We start from the raw sequence: 13,987 nt of genomic DNA, 5'->3' as shown, positions 1-13,987 counted from the left end.
TTATATTATAGTATCAAAAAAAGCTCTCTTAGAGGTTTTCGGCAAAACCGAAGCAAAAGGATCATCCAAGGAATAAAACGTAGAATTGCCTATTTGAACATAATCCCAATCGATAACATAGGAAACCTTTTCTTTAGCAAGTTGTTTCATTAGAAGGCTGCGGACATAAGCCCGCGTATTTCGAGGAGGATCCGCTATAAAATTGGTCTTTGGCCAGCCTGGTAGTTTCAGGTCCTCATAACTAGTATTAGGAAGAAGCCAAACAAAGTTCTTTTTCCTATTAATTTGATGATACTCCAAGTCAAGGCTATCTAGCCAGGGATCGTCCCATGCGATGTTTTCTTTCAGGCAAAAGGACTCCAGGAGAAATTTTTTGGTTATCCAATCTATTTTGCCAATAAGTTTCTCCTGGTTTCCAGAAAGGCCTTCAAGTACTTCTTCCCAAGCTCCCAAAATCCAATGAGCATCTTCATCTTTTTCATCCAATTGCTGGGCTTGAAGAAAATACTCTGATAAAACCTCTACTGGAGACCATTTCCTACCGTTAGCCAGTTCAACCAAGCAATCCGGGCTCGCTGCATGGGAAACCTGTCTCATGGTTTTAACAGGGTCAGCAAATGCGATTCGAGGCAATTTTCGACATTCGAGCAGATCCAAAACAAGAGCTGTTGATCCCACTTTGAGAGCTTGTGAAAAGGGCAGTATATTCGAATCGCCAAGCAGAAGATGAAGCCTGCGAAACCGACAAGGATCACTCAGCGGCTCGTCCCTTGCATTAATCAAAGCCCTGTTGAATTGAACCCATTCATAAATTTCTGTCTGGATATAATCCGCACGCTGCATGATCTGAAAAGGGACTGTTTTCTCCTCTTTTTTATTGTATTTCCTTGATGTTAACACACTACCTACACGCCCACTGCCTACCATCAATCCCCTTATAGCTAAAAAAGCAAGTAATGAATCCACGTTCTCCTGAGTCAACGGCGCATTACGGTGGATCAAGTAATTTTCATGACAGCCAAACGTCGCCCCTGTATAGTGATCAATATTATTCTTAATAAACGATACCTTTGTACTCAGCCCCATTTCATCCAGAGCCATTTGGAGCAATTTTTCTCCGGCATAATCTGAAGCAACAAGGTCAGCTAAATTCTTGCACTCCGATGTACAATACTCAACATGGCCCATGTCAATATAAAGCCTTCCGCCATTGAAAAGAAAACCCCCGTTCCCTGCCGGCTCATCGTAATCCCTATCATGGATATCGATTAGCCCTATTTTTTTTTCTAGAATAAGATAATCTTTAACTTGCTCGGGTACAGATAATAACTCAGTTCCCTGGTTAAAAAGACATCCATACTCCGTTTCTATGCCAACTATACGTCTCATCGGAAATTTCAATCCTCTATTCCAAAAATTAATTCCTTACAATTCTCTTTTTTAATCTTGTTCATTCAACTCCACATTTCAGGTCCAAGGGCAGTAAAACTCTGCTGCTCATATAAAGTTCTATCCAAAAATACGACTTCGAAGTCAGATTGAGCAGAGCCAGATAAGATTTCTTTGAAGGATCGATTTATAACCGCATCTAAAGATTCATGAGAAGTCAATAGCTCAGAAGCCCATAATATGAGTTTTATCGCATACTCAACCATTTCCTTAAGGGTTTTAAATTCTTGAAGCTTTAAAGCCTCTCTTTCCTTGATAAATTTCTCCATAACCTCCTTTTTGCCACTAATTAGCAGTCCCCTCGACAACTCTCTTCCTGAAGTTGTTATATAGCTGCCGTCATAATCCACTGTCCAACCTTCATCTTTTTCAATCCTCTCCCCGAGTTCAATGAACAAACACCGAAAAAGAAAAGGAGCAGAAAAAATCTGTTCAAAAGCATTTTTGAGTGCAACAGCTAAACTATAAGCAACGATCCTCCGAGCCGAAACATCTTGCCTAGAACGAGTAAAACCCTCTAAGTGAGCGACCTCTATAGCCGACTGCCTGATCTTTTCCATATCGGCAGGATGACCAAGACAGCCCATAGCCAGATGATCATAGATTTCATATATCTTGGGGGTACCCGCTTTTTTTGTCGCAATAACTATACCCGGCTCTCCATTAACCAGCACGACTGGAGCAGCCCCACCGAGCTGATCTTCAATATATTCCCTTCGATTCGAAATGGCTTCAAGCCAACGGTATGGCTCTTCAATCACAATTTTTACTCCTTTTCCTTATTAAGCTTATCTTATTGACCAGAGAATAAAACACTTTAATGTTGCCTCTCAAAAATACAAAAGAGAAAGAGGGCATACCATGAAATTTCTATGATTTTAAATTTAAAAAGCAAAAAACTTATTTTTCTTCTTCACAAGACGAACAAAAAATCAACATCAACACCTAAGGAAAACCAACTTATACAGAGAGAAAAAAGTCTTATCCATTCTTTTTTTCTCAGTTCTAGAAAAAATTGGAATTTGAAACGACCAAGGAAATGGATCTGTTCTTTTAGGTGCTTTTAAATAATTGTTCTAATTTTTCCTCCGGAACAGAAACAACTCCACTTTCTTTCAAAAGTTTGACCTGGGGATAAATTTTAGTCCTTCGATTGACTCCCCCTGTTGCTGTATCCGATTCTGCAGCAATGTCAAGAAGTTGAAGTGCAAGTTGTATAGACTCTTCCTCTTCTCTTTCTACCGTCGGTTTTCCACTCCACCTATTAATATATTGTAGAATACTTCGGACAGCAGGAGAACCAGAACCTGAAACTGCAAAATCCACCGTCTGAAACTGAGCTCCCAAGGCATCATAAAAATAGATTGTTGGTTTTTCCTTACCAAAGGGATCACTCAAGGCAAGCAGAGGTATAACGATACCGATACCCTGTAGGGACAACGCTAAATTGTCTTTAAGGAGCTTGCTCACCATTCTTACTTTGGCAGCCACACTGAGAGGTTGAAGCTGGCTTCTTCTATAAAACTCAAAGGAATGTTGAAGAACACGAGCTATCTCAAAAGCCGTGGCCGGTGTTCCTGCTACAGCTAAAATAGTATTTCGGTCAATAGAAATGACTTTTTCTGCTCTTTCATGAATAACCAAATTGCCCGCTGTAGCCCTTCTATCCCCAGCAACGATGACTCCATCCCTATAATAAAAAGCAAGAATCGTTGTTGACTCAATGCAGGGAGTTGTTGATAGGGATTTTGGAGGACTGTCCATAACCCTAGGAATGGTACAAGTCAATCCTTTCTCCTTTAGCAAGGAGATAAAATCCCCATTCAAACTCCACTTGTCCCCAATTATAGGGAGAGGATCAATCCCCTTTTGAATTATTTCATTCACTCTCCAGTCCTCTGCCTGTAGCGGCGCGCCTGATCGGGGTCAACCTTGCGCATCCGTTTAAGGATTTCCTCCGTATTGGGTTTTTCTACCTTTGGAGCTTGAGGTCCAGGACCACTACCTCCACCAGGACCAGGAGAAGGAATCATCTGCTTGTTTTTTTGTCCTTGCTCAGTCATGAGCATAGTTACCTCCTTTTTTTTCATTTTAACAAAAATTAATTTCCCATCGGTTTTAAATTCAAGTTCCTCACAACATCTCCCACATTCTTTGCTTTATCAATCACTTCACAATAAGTTTCAAGATCGACTCCCGGAAAGGCTGAAGCAAGATCTAACCGATAGCTCTGACCACAAAACCTAAATGCAATATAATCCCACTGAACATTGATGAGATCTTTTGAAAACCGCTGTATGAACTTCCCTCGAATAAATGCCCGGGAAGAGGAAGGAGGTTGCTGTATAGCTTGGCATATATCCTCATCGGTCGTAACACGGATGATATCTCCCGCTGATTCTAAAGCATAAAAGAGGCCACGGTTTCTATCAACAAGGTGATACTCTAGATCCAAGCTTTGAAGCCAGGGATCTTCCCAGGAGAGGTTTTGATCTTCTTTAAAAGTCTGAAGTAACCAGAACTTTGCCATCCAATCAAGCCTGTCTTTTAATGCATAGGGATCTTTAAGCAGCTTGTCAAGAGTCTCTTTCCATGACTTCCAAACTTTTTCCTTTTCGGGGTGATCGAGATCCACATACCGGGCTACCCAATCTGCATATTCGTGCTGCAATTCAATAGCTGTGGTCCTTCCACCCTGGGCAAGTTCAATTTCCCACCGGAATTTCTGATCCCGTGATATGCTCCGATGTGCAAACAAAGGATCAGCCAAAAAGAACTTCTTAGGGATTCTTTCGTATTGCAGAGCTTCCAGCACAAGAGCCGTTGAACCCACTTTAAGCCAAGTAGAAAACTCTGATAGATTCGCATCCCCCAGGATCACATGAAATCTCCTATAGAGCTTGGGATTAGCATGAGGTTCATCCCGGGTATTAATGATAGGCCGACGGTTCATGGTATCGATCCCGACGAGTTCTGTAAAAAAATCGGCTCGCTGGGATATCTGATAACCCCCCGGCATCCCATGATCTTCTCTTTCCCATCCAAGCTTCCCAGCACCTGCATAAATTTGCCGGGTAATTAAAAAGGGAAGCATACCCTCAACGAGTCTATCCCAGGGTATTAACCGAGGAATAAGGTAGTTTTCATGACAGCCATAACTGTGACCAGCAAAGTCTGTATTATTCTTATACATACAGACGGTATGATGTCTTTTTTTGCTGGCCGCTTTGGCACATTCTTCCAATATCCTCTCTCCCGCTTTGTCTTGGGCAACCAGTTCAATCAATGTTGAACATTCCGCTGTTGAATATTCCGGATGGGTATGATCGTTATAAAGCCTAGCTCCGTTGCGCAGAACAAAATCGCTTTTTATCTCTTCAAAACTGTAAGGACGCTGTCGATCCTGAGAGAAAAAATTAGCCTCATCCTCATCCTGTCGCAACTCCTTAGCCCTGAACCCTCTGGCATCCTGATGAGGATCTTCTTTCGTATAATCCCAAAGGTTTGGACTGCCCAATTGGGATGCCGAACGTACAAGATGGATCGATTCTTCAACGACATCGATATCGGCATTTTCTAAAACAGAAATGCCAAACTCAGTTTCCAACCCAAAATACACTGACCAGGGCATAAGCCTCTTTTTTTCCATAAGACTCAAAACACTCCTTACTACACTACAGCAGAAACTCCTTTTTTGCGAGGCATAATCGGAGAAAGCTTGACCACATTCTGTGGGTCATAATCGACAAGCTTCAACCAATCCTCTGTAATATCTGTCGGAGGAAATATATCATTTTCAAGATACTCCTCTTCAAGAGCACAAAGCAGGTCTTCAAGTTTTATGCCACCCTGAGAAGGATCAGCAATTGTTCTTTTTATCGCCATGCTCTTAGCTCTTTCTACAACTGAAGCGATGATAGCTCCACTATTCAGATCACCCCTATATAGGTATTCTCTTCTTCCGCTTCTCAAAGTAACCTCAAGAAATTGATTATGGTCGCTGCGGGCATACTGTTCCTCGACAACCTTTTCTACAAGAAAGTCTACAACCTTTTTAATATCCCCTCCAAACTGCTCCACAAGAGCAGATTCATAGGGCAAATCTTCGGTCAAATAGATGCGGAAGATCTCTTTGGCTTCTTCTTTGCCCGGTCTATTGACCTTGATTTTCCTATCTATTCTTCCTGGCCTAAGAATTGCCGGATCGATTAAATCAGCTCTATTCGAAGCCAGGATAATGACCGCCTGCCTCATCGATTCGATACCATCCATTTCTGCACAAAACATCGGTACAAGCGTATTTAAAATGCTATTGAACCTACCCGCTCTCCGTGTGCCTAAAATCGATTCGGCCTCGTCGATAAAAATAAAAGGAATATAATCTTCTTTGGAAAGTTCCCTGGCTTGTTCAAAAATTTCCCTGACCTGCCTTTCCGACTCACCTACCCACATGTTGAGGATCTCAGGACCCTTGATATGCATGAAATATTCTCGTCTATCTTCACCCGTCTTCTCACGCAGCTTCTTAGTCAGGTTGTAAGCGGTAGCTTTGCCAATAAGAGTCTTACCACAACCTGGAGGGCCATAAAGCAGAAATCCTTTAGGTACGTTATGCTTGTACTTAGCAAAAATATCGGCATAAAGAAAGGGAAGTTCCACAGCATCTTTGATCGCTTCAATCGCCTGCTTTTGTCCCCCCACTTTCTCCCAAGGAAGTTCAGGTACCCTTTCGAGAACTTTTGAAGAGGTCTTGGTTGATTTTACAACCTCGATCGCCACACGATGAGAGGGATCTAACCTAATTTCCAAACCAGGTTTTAGCCGTTCTTTCATCAATGGTGAAGAACGAATCACAATGAAATTTCCAAAACTACCCTCATGACTTATCCTTAACCGGTTGTCAGGAAGAACATCTAGAATCTTCACAATAATGCCCGAAGCATCAAAACCAAGATCGCCCACAATAGCATAGGCTTCGTTTAACAAAACCCTGGTCCCGATGAGAAGCGTCTCTCCCTTTAATCGCGGATCAATTAAACAAAAAAATTCTGAGCCTCCTTGAGCTACCAGTCCAACATCGCTTTTAGGGAGGTCTAATAGTGTCCCCACACGATTAGCCGGTGAGGACAGTTTATCCACAGCTTCATTAAGCTTTTCTATTGCTTCTCTTGCTTTCTCGCATGTCTCTTCAAGATCTCCTACCCTTTTTCTTAAATAGAAAAAGGCTTCCCTGCTATAAGCATCATTAATCAATGATTTCCCTAAAAGATCAACAATTTGTAATGTTGACAGCGAATCAAGTTTATCAAAAGTCATAGCCTCATCCCTCATTGCGTTGCCTTTTGGTTTTTTCGCCATGTTTCAAACAATACCCACTGTTTTGAATCCATGCAAAAAAGTTATTTTTTTCTTCTCTCACTTTTCTCATCAATTTATCTCATTTAATTCACAAAGCAATTTTCGCACCAATCCTACTTTATCGACGGCATCCAATAAGGGTCTACCCACAACAATATGGGTTGCTCCCCACTGTTTGGCCTCCTTTGGCTCTATTGTCCTTTTTTGATCATAATGAGCCGTTCCTTTCCATCGAATACCAGGAACCACAACAATCGATGCTCTTTTTTCCATTTTACTTAAAGCAGGCAGTTCTCGACCTGAACAGACTATTCCCCTAAGCCCTGCATCCAAAGCCAACCGGGTCAATAACAAAACCTCTTCTTCCAAGGGATGGACAACACCTAGGCTCTCCAACTCAGAGCTATCCATGCTCGTAAGAACCGTTACCCCTAGAACCTCTGTATAACTTCCTGAAGCAGCTTCAAGGGCTTCCTTAAGCATCGCACGCCCTCCAAAGATATGAACGGTCGTAAATTTTACTTTAAGCTTGACAGCTTCACGGACAGCTCTAAAAACAGTTTTGGGAATATCGTGAAATTTAAGATCAAGAAATACATCAGCACCACTGTCGATGATTTTTCTTACTACGTCGGCTCCTCCAGCCAAGAAAAGCTGACTACCTACCTTGAAAAAATCAATTTGCGGCCTTAAAAGTGAAACAAGTTGAAGAGCTTCGGAAGGTTCAGATAGATCCAGAGCTACTATCGGTTTTAAATACATGAGTACTTTAAATTATATTAATAGCTTTGCTCCAGCAAAAATCAATCTAGGACTTCGCATTCTAGAAAAAAGAAAAGATGGATATCATGAACTTCGCACACTGATGGCTCCAATATCTATTGGGGATAAGATCGAAATCGAGCTTCTCCCTAAGGGCATAGAGTTCGAAACAACTGGGGATTTTGACGTTCCCAAGGACTCCTCAAATCTTGCACTTAAAGCTGCTCTCCTTTTTTTATCCCATTATAAGCTGAAAATAGGCTTGAGGATAAAGCTTACCAAGATTATTCCCCCCGGAGCAGGTCTTGGAGGAGGGAGTAGTGATGCAGCTGCCGTCCTCACTTCTTTGAAAACGCTGCTCTCCATAGAAGATAGCATGGACAATCTTTTTCGTTTAGCGGCTCAGCTCGGCAGTGATGTGCCTTTCTTTCTTTTCAGAAAACCCGCCTTATGCACTGGACGCGGAGAAATCCTTAATTCTGTAGCCCTCCCCCTTCCCTATCCAACCCAGGGTCTTTTAATCTATCCAGGCTTTCCTGTTAGTACTCCATGGGCTTATAAAACCTATGCGGAATTCCGCCAAAAAGGTCTTATTAGCTCCTCTTTGACTCATGAAATCGATCAACCTCTCAACGACCTTGAAGAACCTGTATTTTCCAAGTATCTCTGGTTGCCTACGGTTAAAAATTGGCTTCAAAATCAGTTTGACCCTGCACTGTGTTTGATGAGCGGTAGTGGCAGTTCAATCTTTGCCCTTTTTGACAAAGAAGATCCGCTCTTTATGAAAAAGGTTATCCAACATGCTCAAGCCCATTTGGGATCCGATTGCTGGATACGCTCCTTTACAATACTCGAGCGGTTCTAAAGTTTTCCTATATAAAAAATGTTTTGATATTTTTTTTCCCCCTTTCAAAATAGAGTAATGAGCCATTATCCCTATTTAATCATTGGCGGAGGCATGACAGCCCATGCAGCTGTCAGTTCAATACGAAGCATTGACAATGAAAAAGCCATTGGCGTACTCTGCCAAGAACCCTATCCTCCCTATCTGCGTCCTCCCCTTACAAAAGGGCTATGGAAAGGTAGACCTGTAGACAGAATATGGTGTCGAACCGAGTCTAAGAAGGCTGATGTGATCCTGGGGGAAAAAGCGGTTTCTTTGGATATTGCACAAAAAAGGGTGCTGACGGATAAAGGCCGAACTTTTAGTTTTGAAAAACTCCTTATCGCCACTGGAGGAAGACCAAGAACATTGCCCTTTACAGATCAAGAAATCATTTATTATCGTGATTTAGCCGATTATTATAAGCTTAAAGAAATCGTGGCGTCAGCCGAAAGCTTTGGAGTTATTGGTGGAGGATTCATTGGAACCGAAATCACTTCATGCTTATCTGCTTTAGGTAAGAAAGTTTCGATGATTTTTTTGGAAGAGGGAATAGGTCGAAGAATTTTCCCTTCTGAGCTCTCCCTGCGGCTCAATAACTATTTCGAACAAAAAGGGATAAACCTCTTTCCCAACCAATCGGTTGTAGGCTATAGAAAAGAAAAAAACAAGCAGATCATCCTCACCTCTGCTGGGAAAGAACTGGCTTTTGACTGCGTCATTGCTGGTCTTGGAATTATACCCAATGTGGAACTAGCCAAAGAGGCAGGAATAAAAACTGAAAATGGCATCATTGTTAACGAACAGCTTCAAACAAACATTGAAGATATTTATGCGGCGGGTGATGTTGCCAATTTTTACAATCCTCAGCTTGGCTTATGGATGCGGGTCGAACATGAAGACAATGCGAGGAAAATGGGTGATTATGCAGGAAAAGCTATGGCAGGCCATCCGCAAGTATATAACCATATTCCTTCTTTTTACTCGGACTTTTTTTCTTTTTCCTATGAAAGCGTCGGCCTTGCTGATGGTAACCTAGCTGTTATCCCTTTCTGGAACACTGACCAGTCCAAGGGGGTGCTTTACTACCATAATGGTTCAAAACTCTTAGGAATACTCCTCTGGAATTTAGCTGGTAAACTTCCCGAAGCCAGACAACTCTTGAATGAAGCTCCTAGCCCTGATCCTCATCTACTCGCTTCTAAGCTCTCTATTTCATAGTGTTTTAATGATCTTCTTTGGGTTGCTTAATTTTCCCCCTGGCTTATGTTTTTTCTGGGAATGAGCACGGTAGCATACTTAAGTGTTCAAGAAATCCTTGAGCTAAAACTTCTTGTCAACGAAATATTCCTAAGCATCCAGGGAGAAAGCACCTTTGCAGGTTATCCCTGTTCATTTGTCAGACTGACTGGCTGTAATTTAAGATGTCGCTGGTGCGATACAACTTATGCTTTCTCAGGAGGAAAACTCATGTCGATAGCGACTATTCTAGATCAGATCAAAGCCTATTCCGTTCCTCTTGTAGAAATTACGGGCGGAGAACCCCTTCTTCAAAAAAATATCCTCTATCTGTTAAGCTTTCTCTGTGACCTAGGATATGAAGTCCTCCTGGAAACAAGTGGTTCACTGCCCATAGACAATGTGGATCCCAGAGTGCATCGCATCGTCGATTTAAAATGTCCTTCAAGTGGCCAAAGCGAACATAACCTATTGGCCAATCTCAAAAAACTAGGTGAAAGGGATGAATTGAAATTTGTGATTGCAGACAGGAAAGATTACGAATGGGCAAAGACCAAGCTTGTGGAAGAGAAAGTTTGGATTGAAAAAATCAAAGCGGTTAGCTTTTCCCCTGTATTTGGAGAATTGGAACCTCAAGTTCTTTCCCAATGGATCTTAGAGGACAAACTAAAGGTTAGACTTGGTCTTCAGATCCATAAATACATATGGGATCCCTCAATGCGAGGGGTATAAAAATAGTTTTATCCCATCCATTTAATATCCTGCTCCAGGCATCCCTCCCATGTAAGCACCCGCCTGCCCATTCTGTTGCCAAGATGGAGGGGTATTCCAAGGCATAGAAGTGACATTTTCCTGATTATTCTTCTTTTTCTTAGAACTAGAAGAATTCTGAGAAGCCTGAGGCGAGCTCGAACTGGAAGAGGTTGAAGCACATCCTCCTCCAAAGCCTACAATAGCAAAAAGATACATTAAACCAACCAGATAGATCATTTTAGTTTTCATAGAAGATCATTTTTTCTTTTTTTATCAATAAAGCAAAAGTTTTTTTTATTTAATTAATAACATCATCACCGGGTTGAATGTTTCCCTTTAAAGAATCCATAACGATGTCCGCCACAGCGGTAGATGGCTCGGTAGAAACAATTTTAATTTTCCCTAAAAATTGTTTGTTTCTAAAGACTTGAAGCTCACCGTTTTCAACCAACCCATCCTTTTCTCCAATGTTCAAAACAACAAAATTCCAGTTTCTATTAACCGAAACGATTTTTCCCCTAATCCCCGTTTTCATCGATACCGCTCGAGCAACTGCTGGAGAAGCTTGCCTTAACCTGTTCAATTCATTAGTCGCCTTTGCTAAACTGTCTTCTAAAGCCAATTTTTCTTTGACTAGGTTTTCTATTTTCTCAGAAGCTTCCTGGTTTGCTTTCTTTTCTTCCTCAAGTTTAGCAGTAAGCGTATCAATTTCAGATTTATGCTGGTCTACAAGAGAAGAGTTGTTCGCCGATTTTTGCTGGAGATCAGCAAGTTGACTTTGAGTCTCTTTAAGATCGCTATCCAGTTTTTGGGCTCTCTCTTTTTCTTGAGCAAGTTCAGCTTTGACTTCTTCCAGGTGCTTTGTCGTTCTTTCCAACAAGACTTTGGATTCTTCAAGTTGTTCGCTGGTTTTTTTCAACTCCTCTGAAGTCCGAACATATTCAGTTTTGAACTGATTTTTTTGCTTTACTATGAGCCACCCAAAAACTGCTGAAACAGTTACCCCACCCAACAGAATTATAGATAATAACCGACCGATAAACATGGAAAAGAAACCTTTAAGGGTTAATTACAAGAAGTAATGTTCTCTTTTTCGCATGTTTTCTCCTCTTCTAGTCGTGATCGCTTTTATGCCATTATTAGGATTAGCTGTCAATATTCCAATTTGCATAAAAAACCTCTGGTCATAAAAAAAAATTTTTTTACTAAAAAAAATTAAAAATTCTTAATGTTTCTTACGAGTAGGTTCAGTAACAATAGGTTCATCTAGGATACTGCCCTGCAAAGAAGGAGGGAGAGGAATGCTCACTTCTATAGGAGAATTCTCTCCGTTTCTTTCCACAAGAAATTTTAACGAACTTCTTGTCCTCCTTATCCCGAATTTTTCTTTTCTATAAAGAGAAAGCAGATCACTAAGATTACCATTAATTCCCACATCATTAATGGCTAAAATCTGATCCCCAGCCTTAAGTCCATATTGGTAGCCATTGCCATTTTCTTCAAGAGCGATAATCACCACCTTGGAATCAATCTGAGCTAAAACCATCCCTTCGGGGAAATTGATTGGTTCGTCGGATAAAGATTTCTTGTTTTTTTCTTTATAGATTATCCTCAAATCCTCGGCATCAAGAAAATCGAAAGCCTGATAAAATACTGATCCAGTATTCCAAACAGTCTGCTGGATCATTTTCATTTCTTTTTGCTGGGGAGTTTCTTCACGAAAAGCCCCTTGTTGGGGTTCAGTTTCCATAGCGGGTGTAGATCTAGAAGCTGCTTCAGCAAGTCCTTTTTTTTGACCTTCATTTTCCGTAGGGGTTAGACCTGTTGTTAAAAGCTCCATCTCAGGCTTCACATAGATCACTCGCAATAAAGCATCTGGAGAAATGATCGTGTAGGGATTAATAATGATAGGATATTTCAGGTGAACCCCATTTTCGTCTTCAGCAAAAATTTGAGATTGCTTAAGATCGGGAACAAATTTCATTGGGGCAGAAAAGAGAGAAACTGATAACGAGATAAACAAAGAAAAAAGTAAAAATATTTTTGCAAAAGAAGAAAAGAGTATATGCGGTTGACCAAATCCATTCATATTGATGGTCCGTTATGGCTAGTGGACTCTTTAAGAAGCCATTCAAGAGGACTATTCTGCCTTGCCCATTCTTCGATAACGATCATTTTTTTGCTGTTTTTTTCTCCTTTTTCAATATGCAAACACCGCTTAGGCACTGACAGTCGTAAAGACAGAAAGGAAAGCAAAGCTTCATTGGCTTTTCCTTCTACTGGAGGTGCAGCAAGTTTGATTTTAAGGGCATCCTCATACATGCCACAAAGCTCTGTCTTTTTTGCATTTGCCACCACTTTAACCCTTATCCGAGCTGAACTCATAGCCTATTGATACTCCTTTTTTACTCATACTTATACTAGCCCTGGCCAAGCCATATGCTTCCCGATAAGCTTTGTGCTTTTATAAAACTCTCCCTGACTTTATGCCACACGGGTTGAGGAAGTACTCCCTTTTTTAAAGTTTGTATGTCTTGGACCAGATGCTCTAATTTGGTTACACCGATCAATACCACATGAATTTCAGGGAAAGAGAGGACAAAACGGAGGAAAAACTCTGCCCACCCATCTTCCTCAATACCCAAATCAGCAGCTTTTAACCCCATTGCTTTAAATCTCCTTCGATATTCCTCTCCATATTCACGGCCGTACTGGGGGCTTAACTCCAAAGGATCCTTCCATGGGCAGTTTCCCAAGGGTCTTTTCACTAAAACTCCTACCTTTTTTTCTTTAGCCAATGGCAACAGCTTCTCTGCATTATACTGATCGGTAACATTAAGACTAATCTCAACGACATCGATTGGCTCAAGACTTAAAGCAAAAAGACCGTCTTCATTATCCCCTGAATAACCGATAAATCGGATTTTTCCCTTTTGCTGTGCTATAAGTAATGCTTCTAAAGCTTCTCCTTTCTGAAGAACATCTTTTGTACAGGTATGAAGAAGCATGATATCGATATGATCAGTCCTTAATTTCTTTAAAGACTGATCTACTGAAGCGGTAATCTTTTTTTTAGACCAGGGAGGCAAAGACTCCATGCCTTCAATTTCCCCATAACCACACTTAGAAACAATAATGAAATCTCTCCTGCGATGACCAATAGCTTTACCTATTAATTCTTCGGAAGATTCATAACCTCGTGCCGTATCCAAAACATTAATCCCATGGTCAAGAGCAAAGAGAAGAAGCTCGGAGACAGAAGCTAAAGGCATGCGTTCAAAACCTATTTCTGCCGTGCCTATTCCCAGTCTCGAAACCCTAAAACCGGTCTTGCCCAAAATGGTGTATTCCATCGTTTACTTCCTCATAAACAGTTCCGTTAGCCTTTACTCAATCCTGCTCAAAAGATATAATTGTTGGTTTAATGAGGCCGGAAATGTGCTTTTTGACTCGAACAAAAGCCTTTCTTCTCTTCATAGGCTAGAACATCCACAGTACTCAGGGCCAAGCCCTATCATGCAATTAAATTCAGCATATCTAATT

The 13,987-nt window shown here is 41.1% G+C and carries 14 protein-coding genes and 1 pseudogene; 3 read left to right on the top strand and 12 right to left on the bottom strand.

Annotated features, from left to right (window positions below):
• The 7 genes and pseudogenes from IT6_RS00465 to pyrF all read right to left on the bottom strand — a co-directional run bounded on the left by IT6_RS00465 (window position 1) and on the right by pyrF (window position 7,569).
• Complete coding sequence (locus tag IT6_RS00465; protein ID WP_206826782.1) at window positions 1-1,389, bottom strand: proteasome accessory factor PafA2 family protein; 1,389 nt, start codon at window positions 1,387-1,389, stop codon at window positions 1-3.
• Window positions 1,390-1,454: 65 nt separating this feature from the next.
• Complete coding sequence (locus IT6_RS00460) at window positions 1,455-2,210, bottom strand: Ntn hydrolase family protein (RefSeq protein WP_134440914.1); 756 nt, start codon at window positions 2,208-2,210, stop codon at window positions 1,455-1,457.
• 292 nt (window positions 2,211-2,502) lie between these two features.
• The gene (locus IT6_RS00455) at window positions 2,503-3,336 is read right to left on the bottom strand and encodes a proteasome subunit alpha (RefSeq protein WP_242524247.1); all 834 of its coding nucleotides are present in this window, start codon (window positions 3,334-3,336) and stop codon (window positions 2,503-2,505) included.
• Entirely contained in the window at window positions 3,333-3,539 is a 207-nt protein-coding gene (locus IT6_RS00450) for a ubiquitin-like protein UBact (protein WP_242524246.1), read from the bottom strand. Before IT6_RS00450 ends, IT6_RS00455 begins: the two co-directional genes overlap by 4 nt.
• Window positions 3,540-3,550: 11 nt before the next feature.
• A complete protein-coding gene (locus IT6_RS00445; protein ID WP_134440913.1) occupies window positions 3,551-5,098 on the bottom strand; it encodes a proteasome accessory factor PafA2 family protein in 1,548 nt (515 codons plus the stop codon).
• A 566-nt stretch (window positions 5,099-5,664) separates the two neighbouring features.
• Window positions 5,665-6,765: pseudogene (locus IT6_RS00440) on the bottom strand (AAA family ATPase); the annotation flags it as partial.
• 111 nt (window positions 6,766-6,876) lie between these two features.
• A complete protein-coding gene (gene pyrF, locus IT6_RS00435) occupies window positions 6,877-7,569 on the bottom strand; it encodes an orotidine-5'-phosphate decarboxylase (RefSeq protein ID WP_134440911.1) in 693 nt (230 codons plus the stop codon).
• Between pyrF and ispE the strand changes: the two genes are divergently transcribed.
• Genes ispE through IT6_RS00420 form a run of 3 tightly spaced genes read left to right on the top strand, consistent with a single transcriptional unit; the run spans window position 7,568 to window position 10,423 of the window.
• Entirely contained in the window at window positions 7,568-8,434 is an 867-nt protein-coding gene (gene ispE, locus IT6_RS00430) for a 4-(cytidine 5'-diphospho)-2-C-methyl-D-erythritol kinase (protein WP_134440910.1), read from the top strand. The genes pyrF and ispE overlap by 2 nt on opposite strands.
• A gap of 57 nt (window positions 8,435-8,491) precedes the next feature.
• A complete protein-coding gene (locus IT6_RS00425; protein ID WP_206826780.1) occupies window positions 8,492-9,673 on the top strand; it encodes an NAD(P)/FAD-dependent oxidoreductase in 1,182 nt (393 codons plus the stop codon).
• 60 nt (window positions 9,674-9,733) lie between these two features.
• Complete coding sequence (locus IT6_RS00420) at window positions 9,734-10,423, top strand: radical SAM protein (RefSeq protein WP_242524245.1); 690 nt, start codon at window positions 9,734-9,736, stop codon at window positions 10,421-10,423.
• 21 nt (window positions 10,424-10,444) lie between these two features.
• Here the strand turns inward: IT6_RS00420 and IT6_RS00415 are convergent, their stop codons facing one another.
• From IT6_RS00415 to IT6_RS00395, 5 genes are all read right to left on the bottom strand, one after another.
• Window positions 10,445-10,693, bottom strand: a complete 249-nt coding sequence (locus tag IT6_RS00415; RefSeq protein WP_206826770.1) for a hypothetical protein — start codon at window positions 10,691-10,693, stop codon at window positions 10,445-10,447.
• Window positions 10,694-10,742: 49 nt separating this feature from the next.
• On the bottom strand, window positions 10,743-11,489 hold the full coding sequence (locus tag IT6_RS00410; protein ID WP_134440906.1) for a hypothetical protein: 747 nt from the start codon (window positions 11,487-11,489) through the stop codon (window positions 10,743-10,745).
• 180 nt (window positions 11,490-11,669) lie between these two features.
• Window positions 11,670-12,533, bottom strand: a complete 864-nt coding sequence (locus tag IT6_RS00405; RefSeq protein ID WP_206826768.1) for a PDZ domain-containing protein — start codon at window positions 12,531-12,533, stop codon at window positions 11,670-11,672.
• The gene (locus IT6_RS00400) at window positions 12,530-12,829 is read right to left on the bottom strand and encodes a DUF167 domain-containing protein (protein WP_206826766.1); all 300 of its coding nucleotides are present in this window, start codon (window positions 12,827-12,829) and stop codon (window positions 12,530-12,532) included. Before IT6_RS00400 ends, IT6_RS00405 begins: the two co-directional genes overlap by 4 nt.
• 35 nt (window positions 12,830-12,864) lie before the next feature.
• On the bottom strand, window positions 12,865-13,797 hold the full coding sequence (locus IT6_RS00395; protein ID WP_134440903.1) for an aldo/keto reductase: 933 nt from the start codon (window positions 13,795-13,797) through the stop codon (window positions 12,865-12,867).
• Window positions 13,798-13,987: the final 190 nt, after the last annotated feature.

The organism is Methylacidiphilum caldifontis, assembly GCF_017310505.1.
Classification (GTDB): domain Bacteria; phylum Verrucomicrobiota; class Verrucomicrobiia; order Methylacidiphilales; family Methylacidiphilaceae; genus Methylacidiphilum; species Methylacidiphilum caldifontis.
Note: the sequence above shows the minus strand (reverse complement) of the source record. Positions and strands in the feature narration are given on the sequence as shown.

What these genes read in the sequence shown, in the direction of transcription:
- IT6_RS00465 (WP_206826782.1), bottom strand. Translation starts at nt 1,389, where the DNA reads ATGAGACGTATAGTTGGCATAGAAACGGAGTATGGATGTCTTTTTAAC.
- IT6_RS00450 (WP_242524246.1), bottom strand. Translation starts at nt 3,539, where the DNA reads ATGAAAAAAAAGGAGGTAACTATGCTCATGACTGAGCAAGGACAAAAA.
- IT6_RS00445 (WP_134440913.1), bottom strand. Translation starts at nt 5,098, where the DNA reads ATGGAAAAAAAGAGGCTTATGCCCTGGTCAGTGTATTTTGGGTTGGAA.
- ispE (WP_134440910.1), top strand. Translation starts at nt 7,568, where the DNA reads ATGAGTACTTTAAATTATATTAATAGCTTTGCTCCAGCAAAAATCAAT.
- pyrF (WP_134440911.1), bottom strand. Translation starts at nt 7,569, where the DNA reads ATGTATTTAAAACCGATAGTAGCTCTGGATCTATCTGAACCTTCCGAA.
- IT6_RS00425 (WP_206826780.1), top strand. Translation starts at nt 8,492, where the DNA reads ATGAGCCATTATCCCTATTTAATCATTGGCGGAGGCATGACAGCCCAT.
- IT6_RS00420 (WP_242524245.1), top strand. Translation starts at nt 9,734, where the DNA reads ATGAGCACGGTAGCATACTTAAGTGTTCAAGAAATCCTTGAGCTAAAA.
- IT6_RS00415 (WP_206826770.1), bottom strand. Translation starts at nt 10,693, where the DNA reads ATGAAAACTAAAATGATCTATCTGGTTGGTTTAATGTATCTTTTTGCT.
- IT6_RS00410 (WP_134440906.1), bottom strand. Translation starts at nt 11,489, where the DNA reads ATGTTTATCGGTCGGTTATTATCTATAATTCTGTTGGGTGGGGTAACT.
- IT6_RS00405 (WP_206826768.1), bottom strand. Translation starts at nt 12,533, where the DNA reads ATGAATGGATTTGGTCAACCGCATATACTCTTTTCTTCTTTTGCAAAA.
- IT6_RS00400 (WP_206826766.1), bottom strand. Translation starts at nt 12,829, where the DNA reads ATGAGTTCAGCTCGGATAAGGGTTAAAGTGGTGGCAAATGCAAAAAAG.
- IT6_RS00395 (WP_134440903.1), bottom strand. Translation starts at nt 13,797, where the DNA reads ATGGAATACACCATTTTGGGCAAGACCGGTTTTAGGGTTTCGAGACTG.